The sequence below is a fragment of the Nocardia sp. NPDC056100 genome, assembly GCF_042266325.1.
Classification (GTDB): Bacteria; Actinomycetota; Actinomycetes; order Mycobacteriales; family Mycobacteriaceae; genus Nocardia.
In genome coordinates, this window is the sequence record NZ_JBHJVY010000004.1 from 1,014,156 (window position 1) to 1,032,683 (window position 18,528).

At 68.3% G+C, this 18,528-nt stretch carries 13 protein-coding genes; 4 read left to right on the forward strand and 9 right to left on the reverse strand.

Annotated elements, in window-relative coordinates:
• The first annotated feature begins 13 nt into the window (after positions 1–13).
• Positions 14–2,524 carry an ABC transporter permease gene (locus ACFC0O_RS35100; protein ID WP_375965745.1) on the forward strand — a complete coding sequence of 837 codons (2,511 nt, stop codon included), beginning with the start codon at positions 14–16 and terminating at the stop codon, positions 2,522–2,524.
• Positions 2,525–2,527: 3 nt separating this feature from the next.
• Here the strand turns inward: ACFC0O_RS35100 and ACFC0O_RS35105 are convergent, their stop codons facing one another.
• The 5 genes from ACFC0O_RS35105 to ACFC0O_RS35125 all read right to left on the reverse strand — a co-directional run bounded on the left by ACFC0O_RS35105 (position 2,528) and on the right by ACFC0O_RS35125 (position 11,420).
• Positions 2,528–3,817 carry a protein kinase gene (locus ACFC0O_RS35105; protein ID WP_375965747.1) on the reverse strand — a complete coding sequence of 430 codons (1,290 nt, stop codon included), beginning with the start codon at positions 3,815–3,817 and terminating at the stop codon, positions 2,528–2,530.
• Positions 3,818–3,908: 91 nt separating this feature from the next.
• Positions 3,909–5,087, reverse strand: coding sequence for a VWA domain-containing protein (locus tag ACFC0O_RS35110; RefSeq protein WP_375965749.1), 1,179 nt, complete (start codon positions 5,085–5,087; stop codon positions 3,909–3,911).
• A complete protein-coding gene (locus ACFC0O_RS35115) occupies positions 5,084–7,282 on the reverse strand; it encodes a DUF5682 family protein (protein ID WP_375965752.1) in 2,199 nt (732 codons plus the stop codon). Before ACFC0O_RS35115 ends, ACFC0O_RS35110 begins: the two co-directional genes overlap by 4 nt.
• Positions 7,282–8,379: an AAA family ATPase gene (locus ACFC0O_RS35120; protein ID WP_375965755.1), complete on the reverse strand. Its 1,098-nt coding sequence runs from the start codon at positions 8,377–8,379 to the stop codon at positions 7,282–7,284. The genes ACFC0O_RS35115 and ACFC0O_RS35120 overlap by 1 nt, the downstream gene beginning before the upstream one ends.
• On the reverse strand, positions 8,376–11,420 hold the full coding sequence (locus tag ACFC0O_RS35125) for a DUF5691 domain-containing protein (protein ID WP_375965757.1): 3,045 nt from the start codon (positions 11,418–11,420) through the stop codon (positions 8,376–8,378). Before ACFC0O_RS35125 ends, ACFC0O_RS35120 begins: the two co-directional genes overlap by 4 nt.
• 154 nt (positions 11,421–11,574) lie before the next feature.
• On the opposite strand from ACFC0O_RS35125, the gene ACFC0O_RS35130 reads away from it, so the two are divergent.
• Complete coding sequence (locus tag ACFC0O_RS35130) at positions 11,575–11,874, forward strand: SelT/SelW/SelH family protein (RefSeq protein ID WP_364639756.1); 300 nt, start codon at positions 11,575–11,577, stop codon at positions 11,872–11,874.
• 3 nt (positions 11,875–11,877) lie between these two features.
• Here the strand turns inward: ACFC0O_RS35130 and ACFC0O_RS35135 are convergent, their stop codons facing one another.
• Positions 11,878–12,105 (reverse strand): zinc ribbon domain-containing protein, encoded by a 228-nt coding sequence (locus ACFC0O_RS35135; RefSeq protein WP_364639753.1) that lies wholly within the window; start codon positions 12,103–12,105, stop codon positions 11,878–11,880.
• Between the two features lie 90 nt (positions 12,106–12,195).
• Between ACFC0O_RS35135 and ACFC0O_RS35140 the strand changes: the two genes are divergently transcribed.
• Positions 12,196–13,755, forward strand: a complete 1,560-nt coding sequence (locus tag ACFC0O_RS35140; RefSeq protein ID WP_375965760.1) for a carboxylesterase/lipase family protein — start codon at positions 12,196–12,198, stop codon at positions 13,753–13,755.
• 53 nt (positions 13,756–13,808) lie between these two features.
• Here the strand turns inward: ACFC0O_RS35140 and ACFC0O_RS35145 are convergent, their stop codons facing one another.
• The 3 genes from ACFC0O_RS35145 to ACFC0O_RS35155 all read right to left on the reverse strand — a co-directional run bounded on the left by ACFC0O_RS35145 (position 13,809) and on the right by ACFC0O_RS35155 (position 17,339).
• Positions 13,809–15,104, reverse strand: coding sequence for a cytochrome P450 (locus tag ACFC0O_RS35145; RefSeq protein WP_375966439.1), 1,296 nt, complete (start codon positions 15,102–15,104; stop codon positions 13,809–13,811).
• Between the two features lie 100 nt (positions 15,105–15,204).
• Positions 15,205–15,921, reverse strand: a complete 717-nt coding sequence (locus ACFC0O_RS35150; protein ID WP_364639750.1) for a TIGR03089 family protein — start codon at positions 15,919–15,921, stop codon at positions 15,205–15,207.
• The gene (locus ACFC0O_RS35155) at positions 15,909–17,339 is read right to left on the reverse strand and encodes an LCP family protein (protein WP_375966442.1); all 1,431 of its coding nucleotides are present in this window, start codon (positions 17,337–17,339) and stop codon (positions 15,909–15,911) included. Before ACFC0O_RS35155 ends, ACFC0O_RS35150 begins: the two co-directional genes overlap by 13 nt.
• Before the next feature lie 305 nt (positions 17,340–17,644).
• Here ACFC0O_RS35155 and rfbD point away from each other — a divergent pair, with 305 nt between their 5' ends.
• Entirely contained in the window at positions 17,645–18,526 is an 882-nt protein-coding gene (gene rfbD, locus ACFC0O_RS35160) for a dTDP-4-dehydrorhamnose reductase (protein ID WP_375966445.1), read from the forward strand.
• The last annotated feature ends 2 nt before the right edge of the window (positions 18,527–18,528 follow it).

Here is an 18,528-nt window from a genome sequence, read left to right on the forward strand (position 1 = left end):
GTCCGGTAGTCCCATGCGCAAGGTTGCCTTGCGCAACCTCGCCGCGCATAAGGTGCGGCTGTTCCTGACGGTGCTGTCGGTGGTGCTCGGAACCGCCTTCATCGCAGGGTCTTTCGTCTTCACCGACACCCTGCAGAGCAGCTTCGACAGCATCTTCGCCAATCAGGCCAAGGGCGTCGATGTCCGGGTGAGCCCGAAAGAGCGCCAGTCCCTGGGCATTCCGAACGAGGCCGTGGACAAGATCACGGCCATGGATCAGGTGCGCGCGGTCGCGCCGTCGGTCAACGGTTCGGTGGTGCTACTGAAGGACGGCAAGGCCGTGCAGACCGGTGGCGCGCCGACGATCGGCATCTCCTATCTGCCGCCGGACAAGTCGGTCGCCGAACCGGATAAGTTCATCGAGGGCGTGCCGCCGAGCCAGACCGGACAGGTCGCCATCAACAAGAGCGGCGCGGATCGCGCCGGTCTGCACGTCGGCGACACCACCAAGGTGCTCATTCCGTCCAAGGGCAATATCGATGTCACCGTCTCCGGCATCTACGACCTGACCGGCAATACCGGCGGTTTCATCCAGCTGTACTTCGATGACGTGCAGGCCCGGGAGCTGTTCACCGACGGCCAGCATGTGGCCTTCGTCGATATCGCCGCCAAGCCCGGCGTGAACGCGGACGCGCTGCGTGATCAGATCGCCAAGACCTTCCCGGATTACAAGGTGCAGGACGGCGATCAGGTCCGCGAGGACATGAAGAAGCAGATCGGCGATGCGCTCAAGTTCATCAACTACTTCCTGCTCGCCTTCGGCGCGATCGCGCTGATCGTCGGCACGTTCATCATCTACAACACCTTCTCCATGCTTGTCGCACAGCGACTTCGGGAGCTGGCGCTGCTGCGCGCGGTCGGCGCGTCCCGCCAGCAGGTGGGGCAGTCGGTGGTCGGTGAGGCGCTGATCATCGGATTGATCGGCAGCGCATTGGGTTTGGCGGCCGGTGTCGGCCTGGCCTTCGGATTGTCGGCGCTGCTCAATGCCTTCGATCTGGGCCTGCCCACCGGATCGATGGCACTGAAGCCGCGCACCGTGCTGGTGGCGCTCGGTGTCGGCGTCGTGGTGACGGTGCTGAGCGCGTACGCGCCCGCCCGCCGCGCCGCGACCATTCCGCCGGTCGAGGCCATGCGCTCGGAATTCGGTTCGGCCGCGGAATCCAATCGCATTCGCACCGCGATCGGCGCGGTGCTGGCCGTCGCCGGCATCGTGCTGGTGGTGCTGGGCGCTCAGCACACCGGCGGCAATGCCGCGCTCACCGTCGGAATTGGCGCGCTGGCACTGATTTTCGCGGTACTGCTGGCCTCGCCGGCGCTGTCCAAGCCGGTGGTGAAGGTGCTCAGCGTGCTGGTGCGCCCGTTCGGCCCGGTCGGCCGGATGGCGCGCAATAACGCGCTGCGCAATCCGAGGCGCACCGCCGCAACGGCTTTCGCGCTCACCCTCGGGTTGATGCTGGTGACCGCGATCGGCATGCTCGGCGCTTCGGCCAAGGCCAGTATCGGCGAGGTCGTGGATAAGGGCGTCAAGGCTGACTACATCCTCCAGGGCCCGACCAACAGTCTGGTCGGCGTGCCGCTGGCGGCCGGACCGGTCGTGCAGAAGGTGCCCGGCGTAGCGGATGTGGTGCAGTTCCACGGCGTCACGTTCAAGGCCGGTGACGATCAGCTGCTCGGCACCGTGCCGGAGGGCCCGCTGAACAAGGTGCTCAGCTACGACATCGTGCAGGGCAGCGACAATCTCGGCGAGAACGGCATCATGCTGTCCGAAACCGAAGCGGGCGACCGCGGTTGGCATGTCGGACAGCAGGTCGACATCACCAGCCTGGACAAGAAGAACTACAAGGTCCAGGTCGTCGGCATCTACAAGGACACCCAGCTGCTCGGCCCGCTGGTCGCGCCGATGGCGCTGTACAACCAGGTGATGCCGGTGAGCTTCCGCACCAACTTCATCGTGCTCATCACCGCGCAGCCCGGCGCGGATCTCAAGGCCATGCGCACCGATCTGGAGAAGGCCGTCGATCAGTGGGCCGTGGTGCAGGTGCAGGACCGTGAGGATTTCAAGGGCGCACAGGGCAAGCAGATCAACACCATGCTCGCCATCCTGTACGGCCTGCTGGCGCTGGCGGTGGTGATCGCCATCCTCGGCATCGTCAACACCCTGGCGCTGTCGGTGGTGGAGCGCCGCCGTGAGATCGGCATGCTGCGCGCGGTCGGTATGCAGCGGCCGCAGGTGCGGCGCACCATCTACCTGGAATCCATGCTGATCGCGATCTTCGGCGGTGTCGTCGGGGTGGCGCTGGGCCTGGTGCTCGGCGTCGGATTCCTGCGCACGCTCAAGGATCTCGGCCTGGCCACCATTTCGGTGCCGTGGGGTCAGATCGTGCTCATGGTGGTGAGTTCCGGCGTGGTCGGCGTGCTGGCGGCGCTGTGGCCCGCGGTGCGTGCGGCCCGGACGCCGCCGCTGGCGGCCATCGCGGACGTGTAGGGGTCAGCGGTTGTACAGGATCACCGTTACCACCACGATGATCAGCACCAGGGTCACCGTGGTGGCGGCGATGATCCAGCCGATCTGGCTCGAATTGCGTTCGGGCGCACGGTAGGCCGGTTGCTGGGTGGACTGCGGGGCGAAATTCGGCTGGTGCTGCTGATTCGGGTACGCCGGACCGGACACCGGATTCTGCCGATTGGGTGTCGGGGCCACGACCGGATTCTGATAGGCGGGTGCGGGATTCTGATATCCCGCACCCGAATTCGGATACGCCGGATTCGGCTGCACCGGATTCTGGTACAGCGGAACGGGATTGGACCCCGACATGGGCCGCTGCTGCTGCGGGGCCGGAACCACCGGCTGCGGCCGCACCGGTGTCGGCTGCCGTGGGACGACCGGCGGCGGCGCGACGATCGGCTGCGGTCGCGCCGGCGTCGGCTGCCGCGGCGGCACCGGGCGCGCGGTCAGCGCGTGCTCGACCGCGGCGGCGAATTCCGCACAGGACCGGAAGCGATCCTGCGGACGCTTGGACAGCGCCCGCGACAGCACCCCGTCGATGGCGCGCGGCAGTTCGGGCCGCAACGGACTGGCGGGCGGGGGCGTCTGCTGCAGATGTCCGCGAATCACCGCCGCCGGGCTGGTGCCCTCGAACGGCACCACGCCGGTGAGCAATTGGAACAGCGTGCAGCCCAGCGCGTACTGATCCGAACGCCCGTCGATGGTGGCCCCGGTCAACTGTTCGGGTGAGGCGTACGCCAGGGTCGCGGTCACGGTGCCGGTCTGGGTGAGATGACCGGTGTCATCGCGCAGCCGGGCGATGCCGAAATCGGTGAGGTACACCCGTTCCCCGCCCGCACCGCCCGAGGAGCGGGCCAGCAGGATATTCGCGGGCTTCACATCCCGGTGCAGGACGCCGCGCCCGTGCGCGTAATCAAGGGCCTTGGCCGTCTCGGAGACGATCTGCGCGGCCCGCAGCGGCGGCAGTGAAGCGGCCTTGACGGCGGAGGCGTTCACACCGTCGATGTACTGCATGGAGATCCACAGCTGTTCACCCTCGGTGCCGCGGTCGTAGACCGTGACGATATTCGGATGATCCAGCTGGGCGACCAGATCCGCCTCCCGGATGAACCGGGCGCGAATCTCGTCATCGGTGAACATTTCCTGATTCAGCAGTTTCAACGCCGTCTTGCGCGGCAGGCGGGGATGCCGGGCCAGGTACACCGACCCCATACCGCCGCGGCCCAGTTCGCGTTCGATGACGAAACCGGCGAACACATCACCAGAGCGCACAGTCGAGCCCCCGTTTCCGAGTCAGATCAGGTTGGCAGCCTACCGTGCGGGTCGCGGCCGCCTCAGACGCTACATTCCACGGCTGTATATCTCAGCCCGCCTGCCCGGCGTTCACATGCGCCCACCGCTGCACGTCACCGCGATCGAGAGCGACCGCGAGCAGATCCGGGAAACGGTCCGGCGTACAGGCGAAAGCGGGCACGCCGAGGGCGGTGAGCGCGGCGGCGTTATCGCGGTCGTAGGACGGTGCGCCTTCATCGGAGAGGGCCAGCAGCACCACCACCTGTACGCCCGATTCCTTCATGCTGCGAATTCTGCGAAGCATCTCCGTGCGCACCCCGCCCTCGTAGAGATCGGAGATGAGCACGAACAGGGAATCGGCCGGGCGGGTGATGAGCGACTGCGAATACGCGATGGCGCGATTGATATCGGTGCCGCCGCCCAATTGGGTGCCGAACAGGACATCGACCGGATCGGCGAGCTTATCGGTCAGATCCACCACGGCGGTGTCGAAGACCACCAGCGAGGTCTTCAGCGAGCGCATGGAGGCCAGCACCGCGCCGAACACCGACGCGTACACCACGCTCGACGCCATGGACCCGGATTGATCGATGGCCAGCACCACATCCCGGCGCACCGCCTGCGCCTTACGGCCGTACCCGACCAGTCGTTCCGGCACCACCGTGCGCTGTTCGGGCAGATAGTGCGCCAGATTCTTGCGAATGGTGCGGTCCCAGTCGATATCCCGCAGTTTCGGCCGCGACACCCGCGCCGCGCGATTGAGCGCGCCCCCGACCGCGGCGATGGTCTGCGCCGCGATCCTGCGCTCGATCTCCCGCACCACCTTCTCCACCACCGTGCGCGCGGTGGCCTTGGTGGTCTCGGGCATCACCCGATTCAGGCTCAGCAGCGTGCCCACCAGATGCACATCCGGCTCCACCGCCTCCAAAAGCTCTGGCTCCAAAAGCAATTCGGTGAGATTCAGCCGATCCACCGCATCGCGCTGCATGACCTCCACGACCGTCGACGGGAAATACCGCCGAATATCGCCCAGCCACCGCGCCACCTGCGGCGCGGACCCGCCCAGCCCGCCGGATCTGCGCCCGCTCGCCCCGTTGCGCGCATCCGCGTCGTACAGCGCCCCCAGCGCCCGGTCCATGGCCACATCCTCGGCCCCGCCGAGCCCGCCCACACTCGCCTCGGCCGCCCCGCCCAGCACCAATCGCCAGCGCCGGGACTGTGCGTCATCGGCTGTCATCGGCTCGGTCATCCCGCTACCCCCAGGATTTCGGCGGCGGCGCGGAGCGCGAGTTCGCCACGGACGGTGTCGTATTCGGTGCCTCCGGAAACGGAGGTGGCGGGCCCGCCATTGCGCACCGCCTGCCCGATGGCTTGGCGCTCACCGGATTCGAACGCGCCGAAGGTGCGGCGCAGCAGGGGCAGCGTGGCGACGAACTGGTCGTCGTCCAGTCCGGCGAGCCAGGTGTCGATGAGGCTCAACAGGTTTCGGTCGTGGACCAGGAGCAGGCCGCGGCCGCCCAGGAAGCCGTCGATCCAGGCGGCTTTCTCGGCGGGACTGTGACCCACCGACAGGGCCGCGGATAGTCGGCGGGCGGATTCGGCGGCGTCGATGATGTCCGCGTCGGCCAGCAGGCGGACGGCGCGGCCGATCAGGGTGCCGTTGATATCGTCGCGATCGGCCAGCATGCGCAGGGCGGTCAGCCAGGTGGTGGTCGCCCATTCGTTCTCGCGGGCCGAAAGCGCCAGGTGCACAGCGTCTATCAGGGTGCGGAGTTCGGCGGCACCGTCGGCGTCCAGGCCGGTGACCGCGCTCGGCAGGCCCGCGCAGACGCGGATGAGCAGGCCGTCGGCCACCCGGGTCAGGGCGGCGGAATCGGTGCCGCGCACATCGCCGTAGCGCAGCGTGCGCAAGAGGCCGGGCAGCGCGGCCAGCAGGTGCGTGATGTCGTGATCGAGGGCCGCGACCGATTCCAGGCGGGTGATGAGGCCGTCGGTCGCACCGCTCAGATCCGCGAGTAGCGCCGACTCGAGCATTGCCGACACCTGGCCGACCGTTGCGTCCGGATTCGCCACGGTGTCAAGCACTTTGGCTTCGGCGGCGGTGCGCAACGTGGTGCCCCAGCGCGCCGCCTCCACGATGGCGATGGCGAGTTCCGGTCGCCAGCGCAGCGTCCAGGTCTCCCGGAAGGTGCCGGTATTGCGCACCTGACTGTCGGTGAGCTGGCCCCAGCCGATGCCGAGTAGTCGAAGCTGGTGCAGCAGATGCGATTTCGCCATATCGCGTTCGGTGCGCAGATCCAGATCGATGACGCGTTCCAGGGCCTGCTGTTTGAGTCGCAACGTCCTGATTCGCGCGCGCAGATCCGCCTCCAGCGGGACGGTCGGCGTGCCCTCCGGAACCGAGCCCAGCGCCTCACCCACCACCATTTCGGTGCTGACCAGGCGCAGCATGGTCTCGTCACCGTCGCACAGCACCGCGCGGGTCGCCTCGGTCACCTCCGACAGCCCGGCCAGCGGCCGTTCCCGCAGGATCGCGAGAGTCTCGGCGAGCCTTACCGATTCGATGATGTGCGCACTGGACACCGGCAGATCATGCGTGCGCAGCATGCCCGCGACCTTGGTGAGCCAGCGCACGATCGGCTGGTCGGTCTGGGTGAACAGGTGGTGATACCAGCCCGGCGAGGTGATGCCCGCGCCGTACCCGGAGGACGCGGCCAGCCGGGAATGCGTCCACGGCACCCAGGTCAGCGTGGCCTTCCCCTTGGGCAGGCCCTTGAGCACGCGGGCATCTGGGGCGGCCGGGCCGAGCTTGCCGGACAGTGCCGGACCGTGCCAGGCCCCGCACACGATGGCCAGGCGTTGTGCGCCGTCCTTCAACGACTTTCGCATGACCTGCCGCATATGCGCCTCGCGGCGCAGCGTGTGCTCATCGATATCGGCGTTCTCCCGCAGCGCCGTCATGGCCTCGTTCACGGCATCGAAAATGTCGGCATCCGAGGAGGATTCGACGACGGCATCCCACCAGCGCTCGGCATCGTCGTAACCGCCCGCCGCGGCGAGTTCGGCCAGGGGGTCGCCGCTGTCACCCGGCTCGGTCTCGAGGGCCAGCGTCATGGCGGCGGGCAGATCGAAAAACCCCACGGGCACGGTGTTCTCGGCCCCGTACCGCATCGCCTGCCATTCCGGGGAGAACACCGCGAACGGCCACAGCGCGGCCTTGGCGGGCTCATCCGGGTGGTAGCCGAGCAGGGCCACCGGCGGTTCCATTCCGTCGGCGGTGACGAAGCCGAGCAGCGGATCGGCATCGGCCGGACCCTCGATGAGAATGGCGTCCGGGGAGAACTTCTCCAGCGCCAGGCGCAGCGAACGCGCCGAACCCGGTCCGTGATGGCGGATGCCGAAGATCCGGGTTTCCGCCGTCACGGTGGTGGTGACGGTGCTCATCAGCTCACCTCGCGGCAGGCCCGGTAGAAGTCGGCCCAATCGGCGCGCTGGCGCACAACGGCTTCCAGGTATTCGGTCCACACCACCGAATCCGCGACCGGATCCTTGATGACCGCGCCCAGCACCGCGCCCGCGATATCGGCGGGCCGCAGAATGCCGTCGCCGAAATGCGCGGCCAGTGCCAGGCCATTGGTGATCACCGAGATCGCCTCGGCGGTGGAGAGCGTGCCGGACGGTGATTTGAGTTTGGTGCGGCCGTCCTCGGTCATGCCCGAGCGCAGTTCGCGGAACACCCGCACCACGCGCCGCACCTCCTCGGCGGCGGCGGGCACGGCGGGCAATTCCAGTGCGGCGCCGAGCTGTTCGACCCGGCGGCTGACGATCGCCACCTCCTCATCCTCCCCGGCGGGCAGCGGCAGCACCACGGTATTGAAGCGGCGGCGCAGCGCCGAGGACAGCTCGTTCACGCCGCGATCGCGATCATTGGCGGTGGCGATCAGATTGAAACCCTTGGCCGCCTGCACTTCCGAACCCAGTTCGGGCACCGGCAGCGTCTTCTCCGACAGCACGGTGATGAGCGCGTCCTGCACATCGGACGGGATGCGGGTGAGCTCCTCCAGGCGCGCGATGGATCCCGCGCGCATGGCCATCATGATCGGGGACGGCACCAGCGCGGCATCGCTCGGACCCTCGGCGAGCAGGCGCGCGTAGTTCCAGCCGTAGCGGATGGACTCCTCCGCGGTGCCCGAGGTGCCCTGCACCAGCAGCGTCGAACGACCCGACACGGCGGCCGCGAGATGTTCGGACACCCAGGTTTTCGCGGTACCGGGGACGCCGATGAGCAGCAGGGCGCGATCGGTGGCCAGGGTGGCGACCGCGACCTCCATGAGGCGGCGCGGGCCCACGTACTTCGGGCTGATCACGGTGCCGTCGGACAGGGTGCCGCCCAGCAGATAGGTGACCACCGCCCACGGCGACAACTTCCAGGACGGCGGGCGCGGCCGGTCATCGGCGGCGGCGAGCGCGGTGAGTTCCTCGGCGAAGGCCTGTTCGGCATGCGGGCGCAGCAGGGCGTCCTGCGATGAAATCGTGGTCACTTCAGCTCCTCGAGCATTGCTCTGCGTTGGGTGAGGTCGTAGGTGAGTTGATCGAAAGCCTGCTCCCAGTACGGATCTCCGCATTTGCGGGCGATCGCGGTCACCATGTCGGCGGTGTCCACCGGGAAATGCGCCGAGGCCGCGCGGAACAGGGTGCGGTAGGAGGCGGGCCGCAGGCTATTGGGGGTGCCCGGGCGATCCGCGCTGAGCTGAGCGCGTTCCAGCAGCAGGCGCAGCACATGTTCGGCCATGGGACCGGGCCACGGATGCGGCATGGCGCGCAGCAGCGATTCGATCTCGGCGAGCCAGCTGCTGTCCAGGCGGCACAGATGCCGGATCTGATCCGCCAGGGGTTGCAGGGCGAAGAGTTCGCGTAGCGTCTCGCCGGCCGAGCCGCCCTCCTCCTGTGCGGCGTAGGCGGCGAAGAGTTCCCGCGCCCAGGCCGGATTGCGCTGTGCCAGTGCGGCATCGGCCCAGCCCGCGAACATGGGGCCGCGCATGGCCTCGGTCATGGCGGCGCGCACCGCCTGTTCGGGCGGGCCGAGGACGCGTTCCCAATGCGAGAGCGGGGTCGCCGCGACCACCCGGTGCAGCCATTCGGCGGCCAGATCGGGTGCGCCGTCGGCGCGATAGACGGTGTAGCCGTACGGATCTCCGACGCCGTCGCGGCGCGCGGCATCGTCCAGCACGCCCGGACCGGTGGTGGTCAACTCCGGCCTGCGCAGTTTGCGGCCGAAGGTCAGCCAGGCGGCGGCCCGCTCGGTCATGCGTCCCGCGAAATGCGAATCCTGCAGCCTGCCCAGCAGATCGGCCGCCGTGCGCCGCACCTCGGCCCGCCGATCGTCCAGCGCGGTCTCCAGCAGTGCCTCATCCATGAGCGAGAGCCCATCGGCGAACACCGCCAGCAATTCCGCCTTACCCGGCCCGGATTCGGTACCCCAGGTACCCGCCAGCGCATCCCGCGCGGCAATGGGATCGCGCCGCCGCAACTGCGCCAGCCACACCCGCCGCTCGGCGGCCCGCCCGTGCGACCACACCGAATCATCTCTCACGTCCGCCCGCACCAGCGCCCGCCACCCCGGATGCTGCGCCGCCAGCCACCGCCCGCGCGCCCCCGCCAGCCGCAACAGCGGCTCCCGCTGCAACGCAAGTGCTTTCGCCCGATCCAGCAACCCGCTCACCAGCGCGTCCGGAGCCCGCAATTCCCGCTCCTCAGCCGCCGCCAGCCACTCATCCAGAAACGGCGAACTGGTGGAAAGCAACTCCGCCAACCGCGCCGAAGCGGCCGCCGAAAGCCGCAGCCGCCCATCATCATCCGCAGCCGCAGGCAACTCCACCGCCAGCGCGCCCACCCCACCCCGCGCGAAACAGTCCTGCAGCGCAGCGGATTCGAGCAACACCGCCGCGCTTTCCTTGCCCGGGCCGCCGGATGCCGAGGTGTCCCCGGCTGCTTGATGCACGGCCGGATCGGCCTCGCCGAATTGATGCGCGGCCGAGGCGCTTTCGCCGGGCCGGGGCGGAACGGCGGAATTCGCGCCCGGCTGCTCGCCGAGCCGGTGCGCCAGCGCGGCGACCGGGGCGGCCAGTTCGTCCCGGTTCGCCGGTCGGCGGGCGGTGCCGATCAACGCGACTGAGACCAATTCCGCACTGCCCGCTTGGGATTCGGTGGAGCTGGGCGGAGCGGCGGGAGTGGTTGCCTCCATGAGGTCGATATTGATCACCGTCCCGTCGAGCAGGGCGGCGACGGGAATCAGGCCTTCGGCGGTCCACTCGCCGATCACGCCTACCGGGTGCCCGCCGGACAGTCCCAGCAGGTGCCAGGGCTCGCCGTGGTCGGTGGCGATCGGGAGGGCGGTGCCGTCCGATTCGGCTATGTACCAGCCGCTTTCGTCGCGGACCGGCACCACGTCGGTGAGCAGCACCGGCCAGGAGCGCAGAAAGGGGTCGGCCCCCACTGCGCGCGCGTGGGCGGTGAGCGCCGCATCGATTCCCCAGGTGCGCTCGGAGTTGGGGATGGTTGTGAATGGATCCGGCAGGCCGTGGCGGGTGCCCCAGAGGGCGCGCAGGGGGTTCGCGCCGGGGTAGAAGTGCAGGTCGGCGTCGATCATGAAGCCCGGGGGCGGTGTGTCCTGGGGGAAGCCGGGGCCGCCGTGTTTGTGGTCGATCAGCAGGGCCCAGCGGCCGGATTGCCTGCCGAGCAGCCAGATTCGGCGGGTATAGATGGCTTCCTCGTTGGTGATGCGGGTGCCAAGGACCATCCAGGTGTCGCGGACCGGGGGTGTGGCGCGGACGGATTCGGTGCCGGTCTGGTAGCCGATATGGGTGCGGATGCTGGCGGCCAGGGCGGGGGAGAGGGTGTCCAGGCGGCGGTGGGCGGTGGCCAGCAGGTGCAGGCGGGCGTATTCGCGCAGCAGCAGGCGCGGCCAGTCGGAATGGGTTGCGGTGCGCGGCAATTGGCGCAGGACGGCGGCGACGCCGGGGGCCTTGGCGTCGACCATGCGCTTGGCCACGGACTCGAAGGTCGCCATCGAACGGTCCGCCGAGGCCAGGCCGGTGCGGATCTGGTCGGTGAGCCAGATATCCAGATCGGCGAGACCGGCGGTGACCAGGGCACGGCGCTGATCGGCGGTGGCGCTGCCCGCCGGGGTGGTCGTGGTCGGCGAATTCGATTCGGATGCGGCCTTTTTCGCGTCGCGCGCGGCACGATCGGTTTCGCGCGCGGCGCGACCGGCCAGCCATTCACCCGCGAAATCGGCGACGGTATCGGTAGCTGGAATTTCGCCCTCGGACCAGGCGAGCATTAGCGAAAGCGCGTGTTTGCACGGGAATTTACGGCTCGGGCAGGAGCATTTGTACGCGGGCCCGGCGGTGTCGACGACGGTTTGGTAGGGGCGACCGCCGCTGCCCTGGCACAGGCCCCACAGCGCGGTGTCGTGCCGTCCGGTGCCGTTCCACTTGCCGCGCAGCTTGCGGGCGGCGGTGAGCGATGTGGCATCCGGAGCCAGCGCCGCGATCTGATCAGCGGTCCAGGCGGTGGTCATCGAGCCCCCTTCGTTCGTTCACCGCATTTCTATCGCAGAGCACCGACAAGTGCGCGGCGACGTCAATAGCCGCTATTTTGCTGAAAGCGCTGTGTGAAAAGGCAATTCGAACCGTGCCCCGGTAGCGCCGCGCGCCGCCGGTAAAGTGCCCGATATGTCCCGCGTAGCGATCGAATACTGCACCCAGTGCCGCTGGCTTCTGCGTGCGAGCTGGATGGCCCAGGAATTGCTGACCACCTTCACCACCGATCTGTCCGAGGTCGCGCTGGTACCCGGCGAGGGCGGGGTGTTCCGCATCACCGTGGACGGCGAACAGCTCTGGGATCGCAAGGCGGACGGCGGTTTTCCCGATATCGCCGTCCTCAAACAGCGCGTTCGCGACCGGGTCGCCCCCGGCCGCTCGCTCGGTCACACCGATAGGAAGGACGCCGAACCGGTCATCGACCAGTCCTGACGTTCAGCAGCAGCCACCGCCACCACAGCAACCCCCGCCGCCGGCCATCGGCACCTGCGGTGCGGCGGCGGGCACGCTGCCCCCGCGATTCACCGTTCCGAACGTGGTCAGCAGTTTTACGGTGTCCGAATGCCCCTGCGGGCAGTCGGCCGGATCCGAGGACTCCGCCATCGGACGGGACTTCTCGAACGTGTCGCCGCAGCTGCGGCATCGGTACGCATAACTCGGCACCCGCCCAGCGTAGCGAATCGCGGGTGACGATCCGGCAACCTCAACCGATGCACTCGGTACTCTCGATTTACGGAGTACGAGGAGGTGGCTGTGAGCACTCGAGTCTTCGAGACACTGCAGGACGAGGGCATCGATCCGGTCGCACGGACCGAATTCGGCGAGGTCAGGGGCCGACGCGAGGGTAAGACCGCGGTCTGGCGCGGCATTCCGTACGCCGCGAGCGCGGGTGGGCCGAACCGATTCCGGCCCCCGCAACCCCCGCACCGCTGGGATGGCGTGCGCGATTGCGTGAGTTTCGGCGAGATAGCGCCGCAGAGCGCGGGCTTCGTCCCGGTGGACTCCGGTTTGCGGATGGGCGAGAACTGCCTCTGGCTCAATGTGTGGGCCCCGGCCGCCGCCACCGAGGAACCCCGCCCGGTGATGGTGTGGTTCCACGGCGGCGCGTACTGCCTGGGCACGGCCGCGCAGGCCATCTACGACGGCCGCAAACTGTCCGAAATCGGCGATCTCCTCGTGGTCACGGTGAACTACCGGCTCGGCGCGCTCGGCTTCCTGGACCTGTCCTCGCTCGGCGCGGATTTCGTGCCGAATCTGGGCCTGCACGATCAGATCTTCGCCCTGGAATGGGTGCGCGACAATATCGCGGCCTTCGGCGGCGATCCGAGCAATGTCACCATCTTCGGTGAATCCTCCGGCGCGGGCTGTGTCACCGCCCTGCTCACCTCACCGCGCTCGGCCGGGCTGTTCCATCGCGCCATCGCCGAATCCCCGCCCGCCACCACGGTTTTCGGGCCGGAGCGCACCGCGGGCGTGGCCCGGCGCTATCTGGAGATTCTGGAACTGCCCGAATCCCGCGCGGGTGAACTGCTGGAATTGCCGATCGAACGCATCGCCACGGCCGCCGGGACGCTGTTCGACGAGGTCCCGACCAAGGAACCCGGCCGCCTGGCCGCGGTCCCCGTGGTGGACGGCGATCTGCTGCCCGCCTATCCCACCGAACGCTTCCGCGAGGGCCGCTCGCACCGGGTGCCGCTGATCATCGGCACCAATAGGGACGAGGCGTCCATGTTCCGGCTGTTCCGCTCGCCGATCATGCCGGTCACCCCGGAAGCGGTGAACTCCATGCTGCTCGGCGTGGCCGCCGAACATCCGGGCCTGTCACCGGAGCGCATCGCCGAGATCGCCTCCGCGTACGCGGTCACCTCCGCGCGCGGCGCGCTGAGCATGTCCACCGATGCCGCGTTCCGCATGCCCGCGCACTGGGTGGCGGAAGCGCATTCGGCGCATTCACCGACCTGGATGTACCGCTTCGACCATGCCACGCCGATGCTCAAGGCGGCCCGGGTCGGTGCGGGGCACGCCTGCGAATTGCCCTACGTCTTCGGCAATTTCGGATCCTTCGACCGCGACCCCACCTTCTGGCTCGGCGGACGCAAAGCGGCACAGGAGGTTTCGGGCCGGATCATGCGCCGCTGGACCGCCTTCGCCACGCACGGCGTGCCCGCGGCCATCGACGGCTCCAAACACTGGCCGCCGTACACCGTCGCCGAGCGCAAGACCCTGGTCATCGACGCCGCCGACCGCATCGTCGAGGACCCGGACGGCGAACGCAATTCCATCTGGGGCGATGAGGTCGTCGGCTTCTACTGAGCTCGATCCGGGATCCCCACCGCCACAATGGATCCCGGGTCGACCCGCCCGGGTTACACCGTCGCGGTGGCCCGACGGCCCAAATTGACCGGCAGCCGCGCGTACCCGTGCAGCGTGTACAGCGGCCGCCGCTCCGGCGTGCCCGACAGCGCCAGTTCCGGGAAGCGGTCGAACAGTGAGCGCAGCGCGTATCCGGCCTCCATGCGCGCCAGGCTCGCGCCCAGGCAGGTGTGGATACCGCTGGAGAACGTCAAGTGGTCCTTGGCATTCGAGCGCGTGATGTCGAATCGATCCGGATTCTCGAACATCTTCGGATCCCGATTGGCCCCGGCCAGCGACAGCACCACCACGCTGCCCTTGTGCAGCGTCACCCCGCCGAGTTCGGTATCGCACAGCGCCGTTCGCGCGGTGCTCTGCACCGGTGCGTCGAAACGCAGCACCTCCTCGACCGTCTGCGGCCACAGTTCGGGCTCGGTGCGCAGCCGCGCCAACTGCTCCGGATGCGCCAGCAACTGCACCACGCCATTGCCGATGAGGTTGACGGTGGTCTCGAAACCCGCGCCCATGAGCAGGCTGGCGGTGGCCTTGAGTTCGCGATCGTCCAGATCGCCCGCGATCACCAGGCTGCTGAGGATGTCGTCACCGGGTTCGCGGCGCAGTCGCGCGATGTGCTCGTCCAGATAACCGTCCATATTGATCATGGCGGTGGCTGCCTCGCGCCAGGTGCGCCAGGCGATGCCGAAGTCCAGCAGCGGGCTGGCGGCATCACCCCAGGCCAGGAATTGCCTACGGGATTCCTGTGGGAAGCCCAGCATTTCGGCGATGATGGCGATCGGCACCTGCGCCGCGTAATCCTCGATGAGATCCGCGGACCCGTCCTCGGGCAGCGCGTGCAGCAGTTCCGCGGTCACCGATTCGATCCGCTCGCGCAGTCGTCCGATGGCGCGCGGGGTGAACGCGGCCGACACCGATTTGCGCAACCGGGTGTGCTCGGGCGGATCGATCACCAGCATGGACGGCGGCTCCACCGGATTCGGCGGCAGTTCCGCGGCCCGGATCAGCTTGGTCAGCGGCCCGGGCAGCTGCACATTGTGCGCACCGAAAATTCCGAAGCGACTGTCCCGCAACGCGGCCCGGGTCAACTCGTAATCGGCCGTCGCCCAGCCGACCGGACCCTTGTACAGCCGCCCGCGCCCGCGCAACTCCTCGATATGCGGGTACGGGTCGTACAGACCGGAGGTGCTGCCGACCAATTGCGCGAACGGGTCACCCCGCCTGGCCTGAAAACGCAGCGCGTACCTGGGTGTGCCCTGCTCCAGCAGCCACCGTAACCAGTATCGCGGGCTCATCATCGCTGAACTCCCATCCTCGGATGCCTCCACCGTACGGAAAACCGGTGTGACGAAAAACATCCCGAAGAGGGAATCGGAAATCCTCCCGTGGCAGGAGTCAGGAACGCTGCGCGGTAACCCGCTCACTGGTGACGCGGCGCTCGCGCGCGGCCGGGTCCGGGTTCGCGACCTGCACCAATGACGCTCCGGACGCCAGCACGGCGACCAGCCCATCGATCAATTCGGCCGGGGTTTCCCACGGGGTCGAGGACAGCACCCGATCCTCGGCGGTGAAGCCCTGGCGCGCAGCCGATTTGCGGGCCTCCTCGAAGACCTCCGATACCGAGGTGCCGTCCAGCGCACAGCCGATACCGCTGGGCCGGAACTGGTCCCCGTGCACGCGCACCGCTGTCGCGTAATCGGTGACGCCGATCGGCAGATCCCGCACCGGCATACCCATCGGATCCAGCGACAGCGCCGCCACCTCCGGAATATCACCCGCCTCGGCGATCCGGTCGGCGGTCACGAGGGCGAGTTCGGCGTCCGGGTCGGCGTGCAACACCACTTCCACCCCGGCCCACCAGCAGCCCAGCAGGACCGCCGCGGTCTGCCAGTGCGCGGGCAGCAGCACCGCCACCCGGGAACCGGCCGAGAGCCCGAATTCGTCGCGAATCATATTGGCGGTCTTGGCCGCCCAGTTGGCCAGCGTGAGCGCGGATAGCTCGATGCGCGCTCCGGTGGCGTCGTCGTAATAGGTGATGCGCGGGCCCGCGGGATCGCGGGCGAGGATGGGGTCGAGCACCGCTTCGGTGAGGGTCTCGTTCAGTTCACGCATTTCGGTCCGTTCTTACCGGCATCGATGGGTGGGGCGGGCGGCACCGGGGTCATCGTGGTGGAGCTGCTGGTGGTGGGGTCGAAGGCGGTGCTGCTCGTCGCCGAACCGGGACCAGAGTAGTCACTCGCCAGCACCACCCGGATCGAGCCCTCCGGCATACCGCTCTGCGAGAACACCGGCAGCCCGCCCAGCGCCTTGCCCACCGCGCGCGCTTTGGTATCACCGCTGCTCGCCGCCAGCACCCGACTGCTCTGAATCGGGCCGCCGATCCAATTGTCCACCGTGCCGGTGCGGAAACCCTTGCCGGTCAGCGCCTGTGCGGCCTGGCCCGCCAAACCGCCGGTGCCGCTGGCGTTGTAGATGTCCACCGTAATGGTGGAGGGGTCCACACCGCCGGTCTCCTCGTGCGGGTCATTGTCCTCGCCGATGGTTTTGGCGACGTACTTCTGCACCGCGACCGGATCGACCCGGACCACCGATTCGCCCTCATCGGTCCAGCCGTTGAGATCCTTCACCGGGATGGTCTCGAACTTCACCTGACCGCCGGACAGATCCTGCAATTGGTTCATGAACGACAACACATCCCAGCCGTCGTCGAGTACGACCGTGCGGCCCACCGCATCACTGAGATCCTTCAGGCGACCCGGGCTGGTCAGCGTCTTGGCGCTCAGCACCTGATGCACCAGCTGCGCCATGTACACCTGCTGGCGCACGATTCGATCCAGATCGCCGCGGGGCAGCTCATGGCGTTGCCGTACGAAGCTCAAAGCCTCGGGGCCATTGAGTTTTTGGGGTCCGGCGGGGAAGTCCGCGCCCGACATCGGTTCGTACACCGGATTGTTCAGGCAGACGTCCACACCGCCGACCGCGTCGGTGAGCAGTACGAAGCCGAGCAGGCCGACCTCGGCGTAATGGTCGACGGTGATACCGGTCAGGTTCGCGACCGATTTGATCAGCGCCTGCCGTCCGGACTGGGTGGACCGCTTATCCGCGTCGGTCGCGGAAACGCCCTTGTCCAACAGCTTCTGCTGTTCGGTCAGCTTGGTCGCGCCGTACGCCGAATTGATCTTGCCCATACCGATGCCCGGAATATCGACGTACGAGTCGCGCGGAATCGAGATGGCCGTCGCGGATTCACCGTTGTTCGGCACCCGGATCAGCACGATGGTGTCGGTATTGAGGCCCACCTCATCGCCCGCGTGCAACATGGCCCGCTCATCCTCCGACAGCGGATTGCCGTGCGCGTCGGTGCGGGAATCGATGCCCACCATGAGAATGTCGACCGCGCCGTCCTTCTCCCCACCCAGCCCGAGATTGCCGATCCGCTCGATGCTGGACACCAGCTCGTCCACGCTGTGCCAGCCCAAACCGGTGACCACCAGCACCAGCACCGCGGCCGCCGCCGCGAGCGCACGCATCGGATTCGCGCGCTGTCCGCCGCCCCACGACCTGTTCCCTGCGGGGCGGCGCGACGGTAGCGGCGCGGATGCCCTGGTGGATTGCGACACCCTCGACTTCCTCTCAGTGCTCGGCCGACCACACCCGAGCTTCCGGGTGACATCGATGGACTTCCCCCAATTGCTGAGGCTAGACGCGTGGCCGGACATGTTCGTGTAGCCCGCGCTCCGTGAGTCGTGCGTCCGCGCGAGCGGGTTGCGCACTCGAAGCCGGGCATCGCCGCAGGCAGACTCGGGCGCGACCGGGCCACCTCGGACATGCCAGACTGACCGCCGTGACTTCTCCCGCCGTGACGCCAATCACCGCGCGGCTCGTGGTGACCGGTGCGCACGGACAGCTCGGCCGCGCGCTGCTGGAACTCGCACCCGATGCCCGCGGTTACGGCCGTGCCGAACTCGATATCACCGATCCGGATGCCGTACGCGCGGTGCTGAATCCGGGTGATGTGGTGCTGAACTGTGCGGCCTACACCGCCGTCGACAGGGCCGAATCCGATGTGGACGCGGCCTTCGCCGTCAATGCCACCGGACCGGCGGTGCTGGCGGCGGCCTGTGCCGAAGCCGGGGCGCGGCTGGTGACGGTCTCCACCGATTACGTCTTTCCGGGCGATGCCGAAAAACCGTATGAGCCGGGCGATCCGACCGGACCGTCGACGGTGTACGGCCGATCGAAATTGGCCGGGGAACAAGCGGTGCTGGACCTCGACCCGAATGCGCGCATTGTCCGGACCGCCTGGGTCTACACCGGGCGGGGCACCGACTTCGTCGCCACCATGCGGCGGCTCGAAGGTGAGCGCGAGAGCGTGAACGTGGTCGCGGATCAGCTCGGATCACCCACGTACGCACCGGATTTGGCAGCCGGACTGCTGGAACTGGCGGCTCGCTCGGACGATCCCGCGATCCCGCGCGTCCTGCACGCCACCAATGCCGGACAGGCCACCTGGTTCGAGCTCGCGCAGGCCGTGTTCGCGGGTATCGGCGCTGATCCGGGGCGTGTACTCCCGTGCGGCACCGCCGATTTCCCGAGACCGGCTCCGCGCCCGGCATATTCGGTCCTTTCGGGCAAATCCTGGGCCGCCGCCGGGCTCACCCCGCTCCGGGATTGGCGAGCGGCACTGAACGACGCGCTGTCCGCCATCTCCGACTAGGC